Source organism: Streptomyces sp. NPDC091292 (genome assembly GCF_044757265.1).
GTDB lineage: Bacteria > Actinomycetota > Actinomycetes > Streptomycetales > Streptomycetaceae > Streptomyces.
Genome location: NZ_JBIVUQ010000012.1, coordinates 87,459 through 107,131, shown reverse-complemented (window position 1 = coordinate 107,131; position 19,673 = coordinate 87,459). Strand labels below are relative to the sequence as shown.

Sequence of the window (19,673 nt, the reverse complement as noted above, 5' to 3'; positions counted from 1 at the left end):
GGCCCCGGGCGGCCTCGATACCGCCAAGCATCCGCCGCCCGGGAGCCGCCCCTGTCCGATCTCGCAACCGGAAGGAACCACCAGCATGGCCCACCGGGCCTCACCCGCGCCGCCGAACGCCCTCACGTCCGCCCCTTCGCTCGACCCGATCACGCTCGGAGACATCCTCCGAGTGGCCTCGGCCTCCGACTACACCCGCTGGGAAGACCAGATCCGCCGCACCGGTGGCTGCTCCGACCCCATCCACCTCACCGGCTGGACCCTCACCAAAGACAAGACCACCGGCGAGACCCTGCATCACTACTCCACCGCGAATGAACCGGGCGGACGCCTCCGCCTCGCCTGCGGCAACCGTCGAGCCTCCCGCTGCCCCTCCTGCGCCTGGACCTACGCGGGCGACACCTACCACCTGATCCGTTCCGGCCTCGCCGGGGACGACCGCCGCGACATCCCCGCCGCCGTCCGCGACCACCCGCGCGTCTTCACCACCCTCACCGCCCCCTCCTTCGGCCCGGTCCACAACCGCCCCGACCACGGCGGCGTCTGCCGCTGCGGCACCCCGCACACCCCTGACGCGCCGGAGCTGGGCACCGCCCTCGACCCCGACGCCTACGACTACCCGGGCGCCGTCCTCTTCAACAACCACGCCGGACAGCTCTGGCAGCGCTTCACCACCCGCCTCCGCCGCGAACTCGCCGCCCGTGCCGGCCTGCCCCGCCGCGAACTCCCCGAACACCTCCGCGTCTCGTACGGCAAGGTCGCGGAGTTCCAGAAGCGCGGCGCCCTCCACTTCCACGCCGTCATCCGCCTCGATGGGCCGGACGGCCCCGGCACCCCGCCACCGGCCTGGGCAACGGTCGACCTCCTCATCGACGCAATCCGCGCCGCCGCCGCGCACTCGTACACGTCCGTCTCGGTCCCGACCGTCGGTGACCAACCCGCCCGTACCTTCCGCTGGGGCCGGCAACTCGACGTCCGCCCGGTCAAAGCGTTCAGCGACGGCTCCGACATCACGGAACAAGCCGTTGCTTCGTACGTAGCCAAGTACGCCACCAAAGCAGCCGAGAACACCGGCACCCTCGACCGCCGCATCGGCGAACTCGCCGAACTCGACCGCCACCGCATCCCCGACCACGCCCGCCGACTCATCACCGCGTGCCGCGACCTGGACGCGCTCTATCCGGACCGACGTCTCTGGGCCTGGGCGCACATGCTCGGCTTCCGCGGCCACTTCTCGTCCAAGTCGCGTACCTATTCGACGACCCTCGGCGCTCTCCGCCAGGAACGCGCCGACTACCGCGCCGCCCAAGAGGCATCCGCCCTCGGCCTCGACGACCGCGAGCCGGACACCGTCCTCGTCCTGACGGACTGGCAGTACGCGGGCCACGGCCACACGCCGGGGGAAGCCGCTCTCGCCGCGACTGCCGCCCGTGACCTCCAGCTCAACCGCGATACAGCGCGCGAGGCATTGACCGAACTGTCGGCCGACGAGGGGGAGTGGTGACCGTGGACCGACTCCTCACCGTGGATCAGGTGGCCGAACGTCTCGGCACCGGGATCCGCTTCCCGCGTCGGCTCATCGAGGAACGCCGCATCACCTTCGTCAAGGTCGGCCGACATGTCCGCATCCCGGAGAGCGTCGTGGACGCGTATGTCAGCGCCAACACGGTTGAACCGGTTCGCCTGCGGCGCTCGGCATACGGGAGGGCTGCCTGATGGCCGGCAAGCGCAAGTCCCGCCGGAACTTCGGCCGCGTTCGCAAGCTGCCGTCCGGTCGCTTCCAGGCTCGCTATCCGGGCCCTGACGGCGTGCTGCGGGCTGCCGATCGGACGTTCGCCACCTCGACGGACGCCGATCGCTGGCTGGGGCGGAAGCGCATCGAGATCGAAGAGGGGCGCTGGTTGGACCCGGCTGAGGGACAGACCACCGTCCGCGACTGGTCGGCGCGCTGGCTCACTGCCGTCTCACCCCAGCTCAAGCACAAGACACAGGCGTCGTACCAGTCCTTGGTCAACTCGCTGATCGTTCCCGCACTCGGGGATCGGGAGCTGTCCAGCCTGCGGCCGATCACCGTCGTCGAGTGGGTGGGCGCGATGAGGACCCGGGGCCTCAGTGCCTCGCGGATCAGGCAGGCGTACCGCGTGCTGTCGCAGATCATGCGCGCCGCTGTCGACAACGAGATGATCGCCCAGTCCCCTTGCCGAGGGGTGAAGCTGCCCCGGATGCCGCAGACCGAGCCGCACATCCTCACCCCGCTGGAAGCGTCGTGGATCGTCCGGAGCGCGACGAAGCCGCATGACCTGCTCATCGCCCTTCTCGCGTACGGGGGCCTGCGCATCGGTGAGGCATTCGCGCTGCGGCGCGCCGACATCGACGTCTCCGGCGGCCTGGTCCTGGTCGACGAGAATCTGGCCGAAGCAAACGGCGCCCTTGTCTTCGACACCCCCAAGTCCCATCAGAAGCGGGTCCTGCGGATCGGCCCCTCGCTCGCGAAACGGCTCGGTCGGCACCTGGAGGCACTGCCAGGCGGGGAGGATGCGCTTCTCTTCGTCACACCCGGGGGCAAGCCGCTGCGCTACAACCAGTGGCGCAAGGCGTACTTCGATCCTGCGGTGGCGGCGGCCGGGCTGACCGATGTCACCCCGCACGATCTCCGGGCCTCGCACGGAACATGGGTCGCCGACAAGTACGGCGTCATGACCGCCGCGCATCGCCTCGGACACTCGAACGCGAGCGTCACCACCCGGCACTACGCCCGACCGGTCGCCGGTCGTGATGATCAGGTGGCCGAAGCGTCCGACTCCTGGCTCAGCGGGCACGATCACGAGCCGGGGGCACGTAGCGGGCACGACGACGATGACGACGGGTTCTCCGGGGCTCTCGTACCCGTCTGACCTGCGGCGGAGAACCCACCGCCCATGAGCGCCGAAAGGTCTTGAAAACCGTCGTTGCAGCGATGTAACCGTGGGTTCAAATCCCACCGCCTCCGCACAGGTCGACATAGACGCAGGTCAGAAGGGGTTCCCCAGTGTGGGGCGCCCCTTCTGCGTCCAGGGGATGCCTTTGGTGGGCGCACGCCCGCGCGTGTGGGTTTGGTGCTGATACGGCAGCGCCCGTAAGGGGGGTTTGGCTCTGGCATGCCTGAGCCAGAAGTGGCGCGGCAGCCATCGTGAAGGCGTGGTCCACGTGAGTGGGCCCGCTGCCGGCGCTGGGTCGGCTCTCTTGAAGGGGGAGTGTTCATGGCTGCTGTGTTCACCGCGGCGCTGATCGCCCGCCACAGTGACAAGGCTGTGTCGGTCAACGGTGAGAAGACGGACAACGGCGCGGAGGTCATCCAGTACGTCTTTCAGAGCAAGGACCACCAGAAGTGGAACCTGGAGGCCACCACCGGCGAGTACTACGTGGTACGCGCCGTGCACAGCCAGAAGGCCATGTCGGTGAACGGCGAGAGCACCGCCAACGGCGCGAAGATCCTTCAGTGGCAGTGGGAGACCAAGCCGCACCAGGAGTGGCGCCTGGTCCAGAAGGACAACGGCTACTTCGCGCTCCAGAACCGCAACAGCAACCTGTTCCTGTCGGTGGACGGTGAGAGCACCGACAACAGTGCCGCGCTGGTCCAGTGGCCTGGCGGAGACCAGCCGCACCAGCAGTTCCGCCTCGGCTGATCGTCGCGCCAGGTCCGGGGACGAGGACCTGGGTGCCGAAAGTGACCACGCGGAACGGCGCCGAAACCGCTGCGGTCCCGCTCACCCTTGATGTGGGTGAGCGGGATCGAGGTGCGTTGGACGCCGGCCGACTCCCGCGCGCGGGATGATGAACTCCGGGACGTCCAGGTTCCGATGAGCCTGGCCCCCGACGACGAGGCGTGGGAGGCCGCGCTGCGCGGGAAGGTGGGCTAACTCGGCCGGTTCATGCCGCGCTGAGCCGTTCGTCCTTCGCCGTCACGCCTCAGCAATGGCCGGGGCGGGCGTAAAGGACCACCTGGGCTCCCTTGACCTCCGTGCGGGAGCATTCCGTGAAGAATTGGTCGAGTGTCTGTCGTTTTGTTGTTTCTTCCGGGTACTGGTCCAGGGGCTGGCCCTTCGGGTCCATCAGGGCCACGATTCTCTTGCTGTTCAGGATGTTGCGGCGGATTTCCTCCGCCGGAAGTTCCGTTCCCTGGAGCGTGGTCGATTCTACCGGGGAATCGCGGAGGGCAAGGTCCTTCAGGGGGGCGTAGTCCTTTACGTAGGACAGGGCCCATTCTCTGCGGCGTGCGGGCATGTAGAGAATTCCGTCCCCGTCGGACGACGTCTGGCGGACCGTTTCGGCGATTGCTGCTACATCGTCCTTGCGGCTTTCCGGTGTGCGCATCTGAAGCGTGACCGGGATGAGTGCCATAAACGCGAGGAGGGTGAAGGTGAAGAGTGTCCAAGTTTCGCGGAATTTCGCGTTCCCGACGCTCGGTTTCGGCACGCGGCGGGTCAGAGTGTCGAGTGCTGCGGCCACCAGCAGAGCTAGGCCGATCTGTGAGAAGAGAACGTATCTGTCCAGGTAGACCGGGTCGCGAAGCGAGGCCAGGAGCAGGGCCGCTGTCGGGAAGATCAGTAGTGGCAGGGACAGTTTGGGGAGCGTGAGGGGATTCCGTTCGGATCCCTCGAAACGCCCCGTGACGATTCTCTCCGACTTCTCCGATCGGCCCGCGACCACCTTCGCGCAGAGCAGGCCGATCGCCGTGGTCACGCCGATGACCAGCCACTCTCGTGGCTTGGGCATACCGATCCAGGAGACCTGGCCCGACTGTCCGAGGCTGAAGAGGACGAGTGGGAGTGTGACGGCGACCGTGACCGCTGCCGCGATGATCCATTGACGTCGAATGCGGGCAGAGATCGGCGACATTGCCAATGTGATGCCGTGGGACAAGAGGCACAGTACGGCGAATTCGTGGAGCAGTACGGCGGCGACGAGTGTCGCTGAGTATGCCGTCCAGAGGCGCGTCGACGGGGTGTCCACCGCTCGGACGAAGAGGTACGTGGAGATTCCCGCGAAGGCGCACACCAGCCCGTAGGAACGGCCCTCTTGTGCGTACATTTGGACCAGGGGAATCAGTGCGAAGGTCAGGCCGCTGAGGGTTCCCACGCGGTTTCCGGCGAGGCGTCGTCCGGTCAGGGCGACGAAGCCGGCGCATACGCTGATCGCGAGGACCGAAGGGAGTCGCAGGGCCCAGAGTCCGCCGTCCCAGATGGAGAAAACAGCGTGCATCAAGAAGTAATACGCCCCATGCACGGCATCTACGTGGTGCAGTAGCGACCAGATCTCTGGAATGCTTCTATGGGCCACCTGATAGGTGACCGACTCGTCGCGCCACATCGATCCCTCGCGCGTTATCCCCCAGAGATTGAGTGCGAGAGCCAGTAATGACGGAAGGGCGAAGACGAGCATGGTGGGAGCCCTTTGGCCGGGTGTGTCGGGCACCCGCGGATTCCGTGCCGTCTCCGCCGCGTGATCCCTCGTACCGCTGGTCATGCCCGCAACTCCCCCGCGCTGTCAGATACGCGCCCGCACGTCATCCGCCGGCGCCCGCCAGCCGCCAGCCTCGCACGGCGCCACGGACCGCGGGGCACCCACTACGCGCGCGTGCCCGACGAACCGGTCCCCGGATGCGCCTCCCCGCAGGCGGCCCCGCGACCGAAAACGGCCTCCCGCGCGCGTGCCCTACGGCTGGTTGCCCGTGAGGCGGGCCGCCGATGCGATGGTGGCGCGGGCTTCCCGGTCCGTGAGCCCGGTGCGGATGGCCGCGTCCACCAGCGGCTCCAGGAGGTCGTGCCCGATCCCGTTCTCGTACGCGCGGCAGGCCGCCCAGAACAGGCGCGTGTTGCGCTGGCCCTCGTGCGCCGCGAGGACGAACTGCACAAGGCCCTGGCCGTGTTGCGGATCCGGTGGTGCCGGTTCAGGCCGATGCGACCGGGACGGGGGCGTGAGCAGCCGCAGCAGCGCCGGCGGACAGGGCGCGGGTGGCAGATGCGCCGTACCCGGAACCGTGCTGTACACCCCGTGCTCCGTACGGGATCCGGGGCCGACCAGATAGCCGCCCGCGCCGCGTATGTCGATGCCGGGAGCGAGTCGGCCTGCCGAGTTCGGGACGACGACGTCCGGTGGGCCGGACAGCCACACATGGCGGCCCCCGCTCGGCGTGACGACCACCACCGTGTCCGGAATCGTGAACAGATGGCGCAGCGCCAGCTCCCGCAGGGCGGCCGACGCGTCCGTACCGGACTTGGTGTCGAGGTCGACGCCGATGAGGTGGTGCGGCGGCAGCCCGCACGCGATGCCGTACCCGCTCGCCCAGGGCGCGGCGGCGAACAGTTCACGGATCCGCCGGGGGTCGGTCGTCGCGTCGTACACGCCGTGCCCCGGGCGCCCGCACTCGCCGCGGCACAGGGCCGGTTCGGGGTCGTCGCGGTGGGGGGAGCGCAGTGCGGGGAGCTTGGCGCGGGAGAGCGGGATGACGGCCAGTCCGCGTTCGGCGGCGGACAGGGCATGGGCGAGGGCCAGGGTCGCGGGGGGCACGGCATGCCGGTCGGTGGTGGCCATGGCTCTATATTCGTACACATGTTCGATGAAGGGAAGGGCGGCGCGCCCGGGAACGGTCATTAGTCGAGAATGTGCCGAAACGCTTCCCCCCGTGCGGCGCCTGGCCTGCCGGGACGGCGCAACGGGGCGTCCGCACTTTAGGTGCATGAAGGGTGTTTATCGACTTGTCCTCACGCTTGCGAGCGAATCAGGGCATCCGGACTGGTTCGCCGGGGATTCGGTGGGCAACTCTGATCTCGCGACGTCGTGACCCACCCCGAGGCGGTCGGCCAACTGCCCCGGAATAAGCCGCACTTACCGGTACTCACCGGCGTGTACATCCGGTTCTGGAGGAATCTGACATGGCAAGCATCCGTAGCGCTCGCGTCATCGCCGCAGTCGCCGCCGTACCCCTGGCGGCAGCCCTCTTCTCGGGCGTGGCCATCGCCGACAACGGCTCTTTCGCGAACGACGGATCGAACGCCGCCGTGGCGAACATCGTCGGCAGCGGCGTCGGTGGCAACAACCACGGCAACTCGTCCACCACGCAGCAGCAGGCGGTCGGCTCCGGCGCCTCGAACCAGAACAACACCGCCCAGGTGAACGGCTCCGCGTTCACGGCGATCCACCAGTCCAACGAGAACATCTCGGTCCACTTCACCAAGCTGTGGTGACCCGGCGGCCCGCGAGGCCGTGACGGCCCGAGTGGTCCCGGGTCCCGAACGGCCGAACGGCCGACCGGCTGAAGGCTTCACAGCAGGAAGGCCCTCGCTCAGGCGACGGCTTCATGGGGTGGCATGAACGTCCTCGCGGCGGTGCTTCGGCATCGCCGCGCAGGCGTGTGTGGGGCCGGCACATGGAGGGTGGCGTCAGGTGGGGCGTCCGCATGTGTGGGGCACAGGCTTGTGGGGTGCGGGGGTGTGTGGGGTGCGCACAGTGGTTGGGGCGCGGGCGGCCGGTGCGGGTGTGACCTGTTGACACCCGACCGTATCTGACACACAGTCAGAAACCCGATGCCAGCCAGTTCGGCCGTTCGGCCCCCCCGGCGCGCTCGGTCCGCTCGGCCCGCCACAGGAGACGGAGAGGCCCCGTGCACCTCGCCCCCACCCCACGCCAGCACGAGCTACGCGCGGAACTGCGTGCGTACTTCAGGCGCCTGATGCCCGACGGGCCGCCGCCATCGACGGACCCCGCGCGCGGGCGCGCGTTGCTGCGCCGTATCGGATCCGACGGGCTGCTCGGCCTCGGCTGGCCCGTCGCGTACGGAGGCCAGGGGCGCGGCGCCGACGAGCAGTTCGTGTTCTTCGACGAGGCCTATCGCGCGGGCGCGCCCGTGTCGATGGTCACGCTCAACACTGTCGGGCCGACGCTGATGCGGTACGGCACCGAGGAACAGAAGGCGGCGTTCCTGCCGCGCATCCTCAGCGGCGACCTCGTCTTCGCCATCGGGTACAGCGAGCCGTCGGCCGGGACCGATCTCGCGTCGTTGCGGACCCGGGCCGTCCGCGACGGAGACTCCTGGGTCATCGACGGGCAGAAGGTCTTCACCTCGAACGCCCAGAACGCCGACTGGATCTGGCTCGCCTGCCGGACCGATCCCGACGCCCCGAAGCATCAGGGCATCTCGATCATCCTGGTCCCGACGGACGCGCCCGGCTTCTCGTGGACCCCGATCGAGACGGTCGGCGGGCTGACGACCACGGCCACCTACTACGACGGGGTACGGGTCCCGGCCGGCCGTCTGGTCGGCGAGGAGAACGGCGGCTGGGGTCTGATCACCAACCAGCTCAACCACGAGCGGGTCGCCCTCGCCGCGATCGGCATGCAGGCCGAGGACTTCTACGCGGCGGCGCTCGCCTCGGCCCGTACCCCCGATCCGGTGACCGGGAGGCGCCGGGTTGACGAGCCGTGGATCAATTTCCGGCTGGCCGAAGCGCATGCCCGGCTGGCGGCATCACGCCTGCTCAACTGGCGTTTGGTGGGGGATGTCGGGGCGGGCCGGCTGACCCCCGGAGACGCGAGCGGCGTGAAGTTCGTGGGAACCGAATCCGCGGTCGAGGTGTACCGAATATGTCAGGAGATCGTGGGGGAGGCCGGGGTGATCCGGGCCGGTTCGCCGGGGGCGTTCGAGGACGGCGAGCTGGAGCGGATGAACCGCGCGGCGCAGATCAACACCTTCGGGGGAGGGGTGAGCGAGGTGCAGCGAGAGATCGTGGCGACGATGCGGCTCGGCATGCGGAGGGGGCGGCGATGAGCGAGCGCGAGCCATTGGGGAAGCGGGACGAGGCCGGTGAACCGGGCGATGTGTACGCGCGGTTGAAGGAGTTCGAGGGGCGCCCGGCGGCGACGGCGGGCATCGGCAAGGACCTGGTCAACGAGGCGATGATCCGGCACTGGTGCGAGGCGATGGGCGACACCAACCCGGCGTACACCGGGCCGGACGCCATCGCTCCGCCGACCATGCTCCAGGCCTGGACGATGGGCGGCCTGTCCGGGCACCAGGGGCGGTCGGCGGCGTACGACGAGCTGTTCGCCCTCCTCGACGCGGCGGGCTGCACCTCCGTGGTCGCCACGGACTGCGAGCAGGAGTACGGGAGGCCGCTGCGCCCCGGCGACGAGATCACGTTCGACGCGGTCATCGAGTCGGTGTCCGAGCGGAAGACGACGAAGCTGGGGACGGGCCACTTCGTCACGACCCGCATGGACGTCAGAGCGGGCAGCGAACTGGTGGGCACCCACCGGTTCCGCATCCTCAAATACGCCCCCGCGGCGCGCGCCACACGGCGGACCGGGGCGCCCGAAGCGGCCCCTGTCCCCCGCCGGCCGAGACCGGTCGTCAACCGGGACAACGCCGGCTTCTGGGAGGGCGTCTCCCGGCACCGCCTGCTGATCCAGCGCTGCACGGCCTGCGCCACACTCCGCTTTCCCTGGCTGCCCGGCTGCGGGACCTGCGGATCCCAGGACTGGGACACGGTCGAGGCGAGCGGCGAGGGCACGGTGTTCTCGTACGTGGTGATGCACCACCCACCCTTCCCGGCTTTCGACCCGCCGTACGCGGTCGGGCTGATCGAGCTGGCCGAAGGCGTGCGGATCGTCAGCAATGTGGTGGGGGTGCCACCCGACAAGGTACGGATCGGGCTGCCGGTCCGGCTCGCGTTCCTGCGGGTGGACGACGAGGTGGAGCTGCCCGTGTTCCGAGGGAGTGAGGGCTGATGGACTTCACGCCCACGGAGGAGCAGTCGGCCGCGCGCGACCTGGCGGCGCGGATCTTCGGCGACCTGTCCACGCACGAGCGGCTGACCGCGGCGGGCACCGGCACGGACGGGGAACTGTGGAAGGCGCTGTGCGGCGCGGGTCTCCCGGCCGCCGTCGAGGAGATCGGGCTCCTCGGGCTGGTGCTGCTCCTGGAGGAGCAGGGCAGGACGACGGCCCAGACACCGTTCGCGGCGAGCTGTGTGTACGGGCTGCTCGCTGTGGCGGCCCATGGCTCACTGGAGCAGCGGGAGCGGCTGCTGCCGGGGATCAGGGACGGTGGTGTGGTGGTGAGCGGGGCGTTCCCGGCGCGCGCGGGGGTACGGGCCCGTGGTGCCAGGAGTGCCGGGAGTGCCGAAGCGGTCGGGGCCGAGGGGGCGGTGGGGACCCTGAGCGGCATCGTCCCGGTGGTGCCGTGGCTGCGGGACGCGACCCATGTGCTCGTGGCCGCCGAGGACCGGGGCCTGTGGCTGGTGCGGACGGCCGAGGCGGGCGTCGAACCGGTCGAGCTGACCGCCCCGTGGTCGGCCGGGCGCCTGGTCCTGGACGGGACACCGGCGGAGCGGCTGGGGGCGGGCGCCCCGGCCGAGGGGTACGCGTCCACGGCCGGCCCTTCGACCGCCGGCCCGCCGACCGGAGGCGCGCTGCCCGAAGGCGCCCGCACCGGAAGTCCGCCCACCGGCACCCCGCTGCCGGCAAGTCCGTACGACGACGTGCTGGCCACCGCCCGTACCGCCTTCGCCGGGCTGCAGGCCGGAGTCTGCGCGGGGTCGCTGGCCCGTGCGGTGGAGTACACGAACGGGCGGGAACAGTTCGGGCGCCCTCTCGCCGCCAAGCAGGGGGTCCAACTGCGGGCGGCCGACGCGTACATGGACACCGAGGCGATACGGGTCACCGCGTACGAGGCGGCGTGGCGGCGGGACGCGGGGCTGCCGTACGGGACCCATGCGCTGACCGCGGCCTGGTGGGCGTCGGAGGCGGGGCGGCGGGTGGTGCACGCGGGGCAGCATCTGCACGGCGGTATGGGAGCGGACCTGGAGCACCCGGTGCACCGGCACTTCCTGTGGGGGCGGCAGTTGGACGCGTATCTGGGCTGCGGGGGTGAAGTCCTGGCGGAGTTGGGCGAGTTGATCGCGAAGAGGGAGGGGACGGAATGACGGAGACACGGGCGCCGGATGAAGGCACGCGCGCGCGGGGCGCGGCAGAGGCGGTGCCGGGTGCGCCAAGGGTCGGTGACGAGGTGCCGCCGCTGGAGATCCCGATCACGCGCACCCTGATCGTGGCCGGGGCGATCGCCTCGCGGGACTACCAGGACGTGCACCACGACGCGGAGTTGGCGCGGGAGAAGGGGTCCCCGGACATCTTCATGAACATCCTGACGACGAACGGCCTGGTGGGCCGGTACATCACGGACCACTTCGGCCCGGCGGCCGTACTGCGGAAGGTGGCGATCCGGCTCGGAGCGCCCAACTATCCGGGCGACACGATGGTGTTGACCGGCGCGGTCACCGAGGTCACCGAGGTCGGCGACGACACCACGGTGACGGTGCGGGTGACGGGGGCGAACGGGATCGGCCGACACATCACGGGGACGGTCACGGTGACCCTGCCACCGCCGGAAACCGGGACACCCGGCGCGAGCGGAGAGCCCGCCTCCACCACCACCGCACCCCCACCCCCGGGAGGCCCCTCATGAGTGTGCGGAAGCGCGACACGCTGGGCGGCAGGGCGGCGATCGTGGGGATCGGGGCCACCGAGTTCTCCAAGGATTCGGGCCGCAGTGAGCTGAAGCTGGCTGTCGAGGCGGTGGGCGCCGCGCTGGACGACGCGGGGCTCGCTCCGGGCGATGTCGACGGCATGGTCACGTTCACGATGGACACCAGCCCGGAGATCACGGTCGCCCAGGCGTGCGGCATCGGGGAGCTGTCCTTCTTCTCCCGGGTGCACTACGGCGGGGGCGCCGCCTGTGCGACGGTCCAGCAGGCGGCGCTCGCGGTGGCGACGGGCGTGGCGGAGGTGGTGGTCTGCTATCGGGCGTTCAACGAGCGGTCGGGCCGGCGTTTCGGCTCGGGGGTGCAGCACCGGGAGCCGTCGGCGGAGGGGGCGGCGCTCGGCTGGGCGCTGCCGTTCGGACTGCTGACACCGGCGTCCTGGGTGGCGATGGCGGCGCAAAGGTATCTGTATACGTTCGGGCTGACACCGGAGGCGTTCGGGCACGTCGCGGTGGTGGACCGGAAGTACGCGGCGACCAACCCGGCGGCGTACTTCCACGGGAAGCCGATCACGCTCGCCGACCACGCGGAATCACGGTGGATCGTGGAGCCGCTGAGGCTGCTCGACTGCTGCCAGGAGACCGACGGCGGACAGGCGCTCGTCGTGACGTCGGTCGAGCGGGCCCGCGACCTGCCGAACGCACCGGCCGTGATCACCGCGGCGGCCCAGGGCGCGGGCCGGGCGCAGGAGCAGATGACCAGTTTCTACCGGGACGGGCTCACCGGGCTCCCGGAGATGGGGGTGGTGGCGCGGCAGCTGTGGCGGAGTTCGGGGCTGGGGCCGGGGGACATCGACGTGGGGATCCTGTACGACCACTTCACGCCCTTCGTGCTGATGCAACTGGAGGAGTTCGGGTTCTGCGGGCCCGGCGAGGCGGCGGACTTCGTGGCCGAGGAGAGGCTGCCGCTCAACACGCATGGGGGTCAGCTCGGGGAGGCATATCTGCACGGGATGAACGGGATCGCGGAGGCCGTGCGGCAGCTACGGGGCACGGCGGTGAACCAGATACCGGGCGCCCGCCGCACTCTGGTCACGGCGGGCACGGGCGTTCCCACATCGGGGCTCGTTCTGGGGGCTGACGATTGACGGCGGGGTGAGCGGACGGCCGGGGGTCCGTGGGAGGGGCGACTCAGGGATGAACCCTCAGTGGCGTGCTCCCTCCCTCCACCTTCAGGAGGTGGGGCTACCACCCCGACTACAACCTGAGGCGGACACGGCTTCGGGACCTGTGGCCGATCCCCAAAGGTAGGGGGCGCTCCTAGCGTGGAGCCATGACCGCAACCATGGCGCCTGTCTGCACCAGCGCAGCGAAGCACGTGGCACCGACGGCCACGGCGCGTGTGGCTCCGACGGCCACGCCGCTCGCGGCACCGACGGCCACGACACCGGCCACGACGCCGACGGCACACCGGGCGTACCCGTCGTTCGCGTCCTACGTACGGGCACGGGGGCCCGTACTGCTCCGTACCGCCCGGTCGCTCACGGCGAATCCGAGCGATGCCGAGGATCTGCTCCAGACCGCGCTCACGAAGACCTATGTCGCGTGGGACCGCATCGAGGACCACCGGGCCCTCGACGGGTATGTGCGACGGGCCCTGCTGAACACGCGGACGTCGCAGTGGCGCAAGCGCAAGGTGGACGAGTTCGCGTGTGACGAGCTGCCGGAGCCGGAGACGGTTCCGGCGGGGGATCCGGCCGAGCAGCAGGCGCTGCGGGACGCGATGTGGCGGGCGATCATGAAGCTGCCGGCCCGGCAGCGGGCGATGGTCGTCCTCAGGTATTACGAAGACCTCAGCGAGGCGCAGACGGCGGCGGTGCTCGGGGTGTCGATCGGCACGGTGAAGAGCGCCGTGTCGCGGGCGCTCGGCAAGCTCCGCGAGGATCCGGAACTCACGGCGGCCTGACATCCGGGGGCGGCGGGGGCCGCCTGAAGGCATCGGGTACGAGAAGTTACGCGGGGGTAGTGACATACCACGCGGTATGGCCGCAGAATCGGCTCACCGATCCCCGACCTTCTCTGCCAAGCCACCGGAGGCCGCCGTGCTGAGCACCATGCAGGACGTTCCGCTGCTGATCTCAAGGATCCTGACCCACGGGTCGACGATCCACGGCGGCTCCCAGGTGATCACCTGGACGGGCGAGGGCGCACCGCAGCGCCGCAGCTTCGCCGAGATCGGCTCCCGGGCGGCCCAACTGGCGCATGCGCTGCACGACGATCTCGGGGTACGGGGCGACGACCGGGTCGCCACGCTGATGTGGAACAACGCGGAACACGTGGAGGCGTACTTCGCGGTGCCGTCCATGGGGGCGGTGCTGCACACGCTCAATCTGCGGCTCCCGGCGAACCAGCTCGCGTGGATCGTCGGCCATGCGTCGGACCGCGTGATCATCGCCAATGGCTCGCTGCTCCCGTTGCTCGGTCCGCTGCTGCCGCATCTGCCGGGAGTGGAGCATGTCGTGGTCTCGGGGCCCGGCGACCGTTCCGTACTGGAGGGCGCGAGCGCGCGGGTGCACGAGTACGAGGAGTTGCTGGCGGGGAAGCCGACCACGTACGACTGGCCCGAGCTGGACGAGTTGCAGGCCGCCGCCATGTGCTACACCTCCGGCACGACGGGCGACCCGAAGGGCGTCGTCTACTCGCACCGTTCGGTGTACCTGCACTCGATGCAGGTCAACATGGCCCAGTCGATGGGGCTGACCGACGCGGACACCAGCCTGGTCGTCGTACCGCAGTTCCACGTCAACGCGTGGGGGCTCCCGCACGCCACCTTCATGACCGGCGTGAACATGCTGATGCCGGACCGTTTCCTCCAGCCGGGCCCGCTCGCCGAGATGATCGAGGCGGAGCGGCCGACGCACGCCGCCGCCGTGCCCACCATCTGGCAGGGCCTCCTCGCGGAACTCACCGCGAAGCCGCGCGATGTCAGCTCGCTCACCCAGGTCACCATCGGTGGCTCGGCGTGTCCGCCGGCCCTGATGGCGGCGTTCGACGAGCTGGGGATGCGGGTCTGTCATGCGTGGGGCATGACGGAGACCTCGCCGCTCGGCACGATCGCGCGGCCCCCGGCCCACGCCGTGGGCACGGACGAGGAGTTCGCTTACCGGCTCACCCAGGGCCGTTTCCCGGCGGGCGTCGAGGCGCGGCTCAGCGGGCCGGGCGGTGAGCGGCTGCCGTGGGACGGTGAGTCGGCGGGTGAGCTGGAGGTGCGCGGGCCGTGGATCGCGGGGGCGTACTTCGGTGGGACGGACGGTGAGGCGTTCCGGCCCGAGGACAAGTTCAGCGCGGACGGCTGGCTCAAGACCGGAGATGTGGGGACGATCAGCCACGACGGTTTCCTGACGCTCACCGACCGGGCCAAGGACGTCATCAAGTCCGGCGGCGAGTGGATCTCGTCGGTCGACCTGGAGAACGCGCTCATGGCGCACCCGGATGTCGCGGAGGCGGCCGTCGTCGCGGTCCCGGACGACAAGTGGGGTGAGCGTCCGCTCGCCACGGTCGTCCTCAAGGAGGGCGCGACCGCCGACTTCGAGACGCTGCGCGCCTTCCTCGCCGAGCGGGTCGCGAAGTGGCAGCTGCCGGAGCGGTGGACGGTGATTCCGGCAGTGCCGAAGACGAGCGTGGGCAAGTTCGACAAGAAGGTGATCCGGAAGCAGTACGCGTCCGGGGAGCTGGATGTGACGCAGATCTGACGCCGACCGGGGCGACCTCCATGGGCGACTCATCGGGCGGGTGTTTCACGTGAAACACCCGCCCATCGCCGTTAGTTGGTCCCTATCTTCGCCAGCAGGTCCACGATCCGGGCCTGTACCTCGGTGCTCGTGGAGCGCTCCGCGAGGAACAGGACGGTCTCGCCCGCCGCGAGCCGGGGCAGCTCGGTCCGGTCGACGGCGGCGGTGTAGACGACGAGCGGGGTGCGGTTGAGCTGCCCGTTCGCGCGGAGCCAGTCGACGATTCCGGCGCGCCGACGGCGTACCTGCATCAGGTCCATCACGACGAGGTTCGGCCGCATCTGCGCGGCCAGGGTCACCGCGTCCGCGTCGGTCTCCGCCCGCGCGACCTGCATCCCACGCCGTTCCAGCGTCGCCGTGAGCGCAAGGGCGATCTCGGCATGCTGCTCGATGAGCAGGACCCGCGGCGGATGCTGCTCGCTGTCGCGCGGCGCGAGCGCCTTGAGGAGTACGGCGGGATCGGCGCCGTACGCGGCCTCGCGCGTCGCCTGGCCAAGGCCGGCCGTCACCAGGACGGGCACCTCGGCGGCGACCGCGGCCTGGCGCAGCGACTGGAGCGCGGTCCGGGTGATGGGACCGGTCAGCGGGTCGACGAAGAGCGCGGCCGGGAACGCGGCGATCTGGGCGTCGACCTCTTCGCGGGAGTGGACGATGACGGGACGGTAGCCGCGGTCGCTCAGGGCCTGTTGGGTACTGACGTCGGGCGCGGGCCACACCAGCAGGCGGCGCGGATTGTCCAGCGGCTCCGGGGGCAGCTCGTCGTCCATCGGCTGGAGCTGCGGCTGATCGGCGATCTCGACGGCGCCGCCGGGGCCGTCCAGCGGCTCGGGGCCCTCGTCGGCGTCCTCGTCCGGCGCTCCTATGGCGTAGGAACGGCCGCTGGGGGCGGAGGCGGTGGCGAGGCGGGACTGGGGGTGGGGGTGCGCCTGCGGCTGGGCCTGGGGCTGGCCCCCCGGTGCCGGTGCCTGTTCCGGTGCCGGTGTCGGGGGTTGGTTCTGGGCGAGGTCCGGGCGGGTGGCGAGTTTGCGGCGGCGGTTGGCGGAGGCGCTGTTCGCACCGCCGAGCGTCCCCTGTGTGCCTTGGGCGCCCGGTGCTCCCTGAGTGCCGTGGGGTGGGGTCTGCTGGGGCTGGCCGGTGGCGCGCTGCTGCTCGGCGATCTGGCGGTCGAAGGGGACGCCCTGGCCGAGCGTACGGACGCTTATGGCACGGCCCTGCGTGGAGGACGACGGGTCGCCTGCGGCGATCTCCGTCGGGGCCTGGCCCTCGGCGGGCAGGGCTTGGGCGGCGCGGACGCGGGGGTCGAGGGGTGCCGGTGTGCCCTGGGCCGGTGCGCCTTGGTGAGGGATGCCTTGTGCGGGGGTCGGCTGTGCGGGATGGGCCGGTACGGGACCGCCCTGGGCCGGGATTCCCTGGCCGGGCGTGCCCTGACCAGGCACCGGCTGCTGTCCCGGAACCCCGGGCACCGGAACCCCCGCCCCGGGATACGGCCCGCCCTCGGCCTGCTGGCCCCTGCGGCGCCCCGTCGGACGGTCCGCCGGGTGGGGCTGCGGCGGGGTGTGGTCCTCGGTCGGGTCGTGCAGCGCGGCGGCGTGCTGGCCGGTGTCGCCGTGTCCGTCGAGGTCGCTGTGCCCGTAGCCACCGTCGTCGTACGCACCGGCCGGTCCGGCACCCGGGGCTCGCCGCCCGTCGACCTGACGGCCCGGTGCCTGCGCGCCCGGCGCACCCGACATGCCCTGCGCAGCAGTCGGTACCTCCGGTCCCGTCGGTGCGCGGTCCGCGTCGGCCGGGGGCAGGGCGAAGACCGGACGTGGACCGTTCTGTTCGGGGGCGGGGCCCAGTGCGCGGCGCGCCCGGCGCCCCGACTGCTGACCCGGGATCTCCGCGCCCTCGCCGTCGTCCATTCCCCCGGTTCCGGCCCCGGCCCCGGCGCCGGCAGGCAGCGCGTACGGAGACACCGGCGCCGCACCCATGGCCGTACCGGAACCCGTACCCGTCCCGGAACCCGTCGCCCCCGGAGGCAAAGCGTGCTGCTGTTCGTCGTCACGGCGCGCCCGGCGGCCGGTCGGTGTGGGGACGCCCTGCGGCGGGACCGCCTGGCCGAGCCCCGGAGGCAGCGCGGCCTGTTCGTTCGAGGCCACGACCGAGCCCTCGGCGGGGCTGGGCCGCCCCCGCCGACGCCCCGTACCGCCGCTCGCGTCGCCACCAACCGCTCCGCCGGCCGCTACGCCCACCGTCCCGTCCGTCCCACCCGGCGCGGGCATCGGCGCCACCAGGGCCCCGGCCGTCTCCTGCGTCACGGATGCCTCGGGCGCGCGCCGCCCCCGCCGTCGCCCGGTCGGTACGCCCGACTCCGGCCCGGCACCCGTACTACTACCGTCGTCGCCGGTCCCGGCCCCGGTGCCGTCGCCCGCGACCTCGCTCTCCAGGAACGCGTCGACCGAGGCCCGCCGGGCCCGCCGCCGCCCACCACGGCCACCGCCCGTCCCGGCCCCCTGCTCGGCCACGGCCACCTGCGCACCCGCGCCGACATCCACACCCGCACCGACACCCGCACCCGTACCCACACCCGCCCCATCCGGAGCCACCCCGGGCGGCGGAACCGTCCCCGCCCCACCCCCGATCGGCACCTCAAGCACGAACGCGCTGCCGCTCATCCCCGGCACCACATGGGTCTGGAGCACACCGCCGTGCGCCCGTACGATCCCCCGCACGATCGGCTCGTGCACGGGGTCGCCGCCCGCGTAGGGCCCGCGTACCTCGATCCGGACGACCTCGCCGCGCTGGGCCGCGGCCACCACGATCGTCGAGTCCATGTAACCGCCCGCCGCGACCGGCGCGTTGCCCGTCGCGTCGACGCCCGCGACGTCCGCGACGAGGTGCGCGAGGGCGTTCGCGAGGCGTTCCGGGTCGACCTCGGCCTCGATCGGCGGGGCGTGCACCGCGAACTGCGCGCGCCCCGGACCGATCAGCTCGACCGCGCCCTCGACACCGGCCGCGACGACGGCGTCCAGCATCACGGCCCGTTTGGCGAGCGTGTCGGCGCCGGAGTCGAGCCGCTGGTAGCCGAGGACGTTGTCCACGAGGGTCGTGATGCGGGCGTATCCGGCGGCGAGGTGGTGCAGGATCTGGTTCGCCTCGGGCCAGAGCTGCCCGGCGTCGTCGGCGGCGAGCCCGGACAGTTCGCGGCGCAGCTCGTCCAGCGGGCCGCGCAGGGAGCCGTCCAGCACGGCGAGCAGTTGCTCGTGCCGCTCGGCCAGCGCCTCGTACCGGTCCTGTTCGCGCTCGGCGAGCGCCGCGTACCGGTCCTTCTCGGCGTGGAGTTGCTCCTCGTGCTCCTCGGCGAGTGCGGCCAGCTCCTGCGCGTGCGCCTCGCGGAGACGTGTCACCGCCTCCGCGTGCTGCCGGCCCAGCTCGTCCTTCTCGGCGGCCAGGGCGTCGTACCCGCGCCGGTCGGTGAAGGTCAGCACGGCGCCGACGAGCTGGTCCCCGTCGCGTACGGGCGCGGTCGTCAGGTCGACCGGGACCTTCTCGCCCTTCTTCGACCACAGGACCTGCCCGCGTACGCGGTGCTTGCGGCCGGACTTGAGGGTGTCGGCGAGCGGCGACCCCTCGAACGGGAAGGGCTCGCCGTCCTCGCGCGAGTGCAGGACGAGGGCGTGCAGCTCCTGGCCGCCGAGGTCGCTGGCGCGATAGCCGAGTATCTGCGCGGCGGCCGGGTTGACGAGGACGACCCGCCCGTCGGTGTCCGTGCCGACGACGCCTTCGGAGGCGGCGCGCAGGATCATCTCCGTCTGCCGTTGCGAACGCGCCAGCTCCGCCTCGGTGTCGACGGTGCCCGACAGATCGCGGACGACGAGCATCAGCAGCTCGTCGCCGCTGTATCCGTACCCGCCGCCGTGACCGTCGTACGCGTGCTGCCCGTTCTCAAGATTCGCGCTCGTGACCTCGACCGGGAACTCGCCGCCGTCGGTGCGGCGGGCGATCATGCGCTTCGGCTTGGTACGGCCGAGGGTGTCGATGGTGTCCGGGCGGCGCATCGAGCCGGGGATCAGCCGGGAGTCGAACTCGGGCAGCAGATCGAGCAGCCCGCGGCCCACCAGCGCGGTGCCGGGGGCCTCGAAGGTCTCCAGGGCGATGGTGTTGGCGTTGACGACGGTCCCGTTCGCGTTGACCAGGACCAGCGCGTCCGGGAGCGCGTCGAGTATCGCTGCGAGGCGAGCAGCGCCTCGGGATGGCCTGCTGCTCACGAGACGCTTCCTCCCTGTTACCGCATCGAGCCGACCGCGCAGGCCATCTTGCCTCGCGGCCCGCAGCGTGTCACGCGAGGGAGTCTACGGGGAGCGGTTGCGCTCGCGACGCCGGATGAG

At 71.1% G+C, this 19,673-nt stretch carries 16 protein-coding genes; 13 read left to right on the top strand and 3 right to left on the bottom strand.

Annotated elements, in window-relative coordinates; translation table 11 throughout:
* The first annotated feature begins 85 nt into the window (after positions 1-85).
* The 5 genes from repSA to ACIQNU_RS28220 all read left to right on the top strand — a co-directional run bounded on the left by repSA (position 86) and on the right by ACIQNU_RS28220 (position 3,899).
* A complete protein-coding gene (repSA, locus tag ACIQNU_RS28240) occupies positions 86-1,504 on the top strand; it encodes a replication initiator protein RepSA (protein WP_401371812.1) in 1,419 nt (472 codons plus the stop codon).
* Positions 1,498-1,716 carry a helix-turn-helix domain-containing protein gene (locus tag ACIQNU_RS28235; RefSeq protein ID WP_401371810.1) on the top strand — a complete coding sequence of 73 codons (219 nt, stop codon included), beginning with the start codon at positions 1,498-1,500 and terminating at the stop codon, positions 1,714-1,716. Before repSA ends, ACIQNU_RS28235 begins: the two co-directional genes overlap by 7 nt.
* Complete coding sequence (locus ACIQNU_RS28230; RefSeq protein ID WP_401371808.1) at positions 1,716-2,894, top strand: tyrosine-type recombinase/integrase; 1,179 nt, start codon at positions 1,716-1,718, stop codon at positions 2,892-2,894. Before ACIQNU_RS28235 ends, ACIQNU_RS28230 begins: the two co-directional genes overlap by 1 nt.
* Positions 2,895-3,239: 345 nt before the next feature.
* Complete coding sequence (locus tag ACIQNU_RS28225; protein ID WP_401371806.1) at positions 3,240-3,665, top strand: RICIN domain-containing protein; 426 nt, start codon at positions 3,240-3,242, stop codon at positions 3,663-3,665.
* Positions 3,666-3,761: 96 nt separating this feature from the next.
* Positions 3,762-3,899: a hypothetical protein gene (locus ACIQNU_RS28220; protein WP_401371804.1), complete on the top strand. Its 138-nt coding sequence runs from the start codon at positions 3,762-3,764 to the stop codon at positions 3,897-3,899.
* 49 nt (positions 3,900-3,948) lie between these two features.
* Here the strand turns inward: ACIQNU_RS28220 and ACIQNU_RS28215 are convergent, their stop codons facing one another.
* Together ACIQNU_RS28215 and ACIQNU_RS28210 are read right to left on the bottom strand one after the other, a co-directional pair.
* Complete coding sequence (locus ACIQNU_RS28215; RefSeq protein ID WP_401371802.1) at positions 3,949-5,505, bottom strand: glycosyltransferase family 39 protein; 1,557 nt, start codon at positions 5,503-5,505, stop codon at positions 3,949-3,951.
* Positions 5,506-5,694: 189 nt separating this feature from the next.
* Positions 5,695-6,573: a bifunctional DNA primase/polymerase gene (locus ACIQNU_RS28210; RefSeq protein ID WP_401372071.1), complete on the bottom strand. Its 879-nt coding sequence runs from the start codon at positions 6,571-6,573 to the stop codon at positions 5,695-5,697.
* A 341-nt stretch (positions 6,574-6,914) separates the two neighbouring features.
* Here ACIQNU_RS28210 and ACIQNU_RS28205 point away from each other — a divergent pair, with 341 nt between their 5' ends.
* From ACIQNU_RS28205 to ACIQNU_RS28170, 8 genes are all read left to right on the top strand, one after another.
* On the top strand, positions 6,915-7,226 hold the full coding sequence (locus ACIQNU_RS28205; RefSeq protein WP_401371800.1) for a hypothetical protein: 312 nt from the start codon (positions 6,915-6,917) through the stop codon (positions 7,224-7,226).
* Between the two features lie 416 nt (positions 7,227-7,642).
* The gene (locus tag ACIQNU_RS28200) at positions 7,643-8,806 is read left to right on the top strand and encodes an acyl-CoA dehydrogenase family protein (protein ID WP_401371798.1); all 1,164 of its coding nucleotides are present in this window, start codon (positions 7,643-7,645) and stop codon (positions 8,804-8,806) included.
* Entirely contained in the window at positions 8,803-9,765 is a 963-nt protein-coding gene (locus ACIQNU_RS28195; protein ID WP_401371796.1) for a bifunctional MaoC family dehydratase N-terminal/OB-fold nucleic acid binding domain-containing protein, read from the top strand. Before ACIQNU_RS28200 ends, ACIQNU_RS28195 begins: the two co-directional genes overlap by 4 nt.
* Complete coding sequence (locus ACIQNU_RS28190; protein WP_401371794.1) at positions 9,765-10,961, top strand: acyl-CoA dehydrogenase family protein; 1,197 nt, start codon at positions 9,765-9,767, stop codon at positions 10,959-10,961. Before ACIQNU_RS28195 ends, ACIQNU_RS28190 begins: the two co-directional genes overlap by 1 nt.
* A gap of 53 nt (positions 10,962-11,014) precedes the next feature.
* On the top strand, positions 11,015-11,500 hold the full coding sequence (locus ACIQNU_RS28185; RefSeq protein WP_401372069.1) for a MaoC family dehydratase: 486 nt from the start codon (positions 11,015-11,017) through the stop codon (positions 11,498-11,500).
* Positions 11,497-12,663 carry a lipid-transfer protein gene (locus ACIQNU_RS28180; protein ID WP_401371792.1) on the top strand — a complete coding sequence of 389 codons (1,167 nt, stop codon included), beginning with the start codon at positions 11,497-11,499 and terminating at the stop codon, positions 12,661-12,663. Before ACIQNU_RS28185 ends, ACIQNU_RS28180 begins: the two co-directional genes overlap by 4 nt.
* A gap of 185 nt (positions 12,664-12,848) precedes the next feature.
* Positions 12,849-13,481 (top strand): SigE family RNA polymerase sigma factor, encoded by a 633-nt coding sequence (locus ACIQNU_RS28175; protein ID WP_401371790.1) that lies wholly within the window; start codon positions 12,849-12,851, stop codon positions 13,479-13,481.
* Positions 13,482-13,557: 76 nt separating this feature from the next.
* Entirely contained in the window at positions 13,558-15,267 is a 1,710-nt protein-coding gene (locus ACIQNU_RS28170; protein WP_401371788.1) for a long-chain fatty acid--CoA ligase, read from the top strand.
* 71 nt (positions 15,268-15,338) lie between these two features.
* On the opposite strand, the gene ACIQNU_RS28165 is transcribed toward ACIQNU_RS28170, so the two are convergent.
* Positions 15,339-19,553 carry a PAS domain-containing protein gene (locus tag ACIQNU_RS28165; RefSeq protein ID WP_401371786.1) on the bottom strand — a complete coding sequence of 1,405 codons (4,215 nt, stop codon included), beginning with the start codon at positions 19,551-19,553 and terminating at the stop codon, positions 15,339-15,341.
* Positions 19,554-19,673: the final 120 nt, after the last annotated feature.

Coding starts and splice junctions, on each gene's coding strand:
- ACIQNU_RS28215 (WP_401371802.1), bottom strand. CDS start 5,505: ATGACCAGCGGTACGAGGGATCACGCGGCGGAGACGGCACGGAATCCG.
- repSA (WP_401371812.1), top strand. CDS start 86: ATGGCCCACCGGGCCTCACCCGCGCCGCCGAACGCCCTCACGTCCGCC.
- ACIQNU_RS28175 (WP_401371790.1), top strand. CDS start 12,849: ATGACCGCAACCATGGCGCCTGTCTGCACCAGCGCAGCGAAGCACGTG.
- ACIQNU_RS28190 (WP_401371794.1), top strand. CDS start 9,765: ATGGACTTCACGCCCACGGAGGAGCAGTCGGCCGCGCGCGACCTGGCG.
- ACIQNU_RS28210 (WP_401372071.1), bottom strand. CDS start 6,573: ATGGCCACCACCGACCGGCATGCCGTGCCCCCCGCGACCCTGGCCCTC.
- ACIQNU_RS28230 (WP_401371808.1), top strand. CDS start 1,716: ATGGCCGGCAAGCGCAAGTCCCGCCGGAACTTCGGCCGCGTTCGCAAG.
- ACIQNU_RS28170 (WP_401371788.1), top strand. CDS start 13,558: ATGGCCGCAGAATCGGCTCACCGATCCCCGACCTTCTCTGCCAAGCCA.
- ACIQNU_RS28205 (WP_401371800.1), top strand. CDS start 6,915: ATGGCAAGCATCCGTAGCGCTCGCGTCATCGCCGCAGTCGCCGCCGTA.
- ACIQNU_RS28180 (WP_401371792.1), top strand. CDS start 11,497: ATGAGTGTGCGGAAGCGCGACACGCTGGGCGGCAGGGCGGCGATCGTG.
- ACIQNU_RS28225 (WP_401371806.1), top strand. CDS start 3,240: ATGGCTGCTGTGTTCACCGCGGCGCTGATCGCCCGCCACAGTGACAAG.
- ACIQNU_RS28195 (WP_401371796.1), top strand. CDS start 8,803: ATGAGCGAGCGCGAGCCATTGGGGAAGCGGGACGAGGCCGGTGAACCG.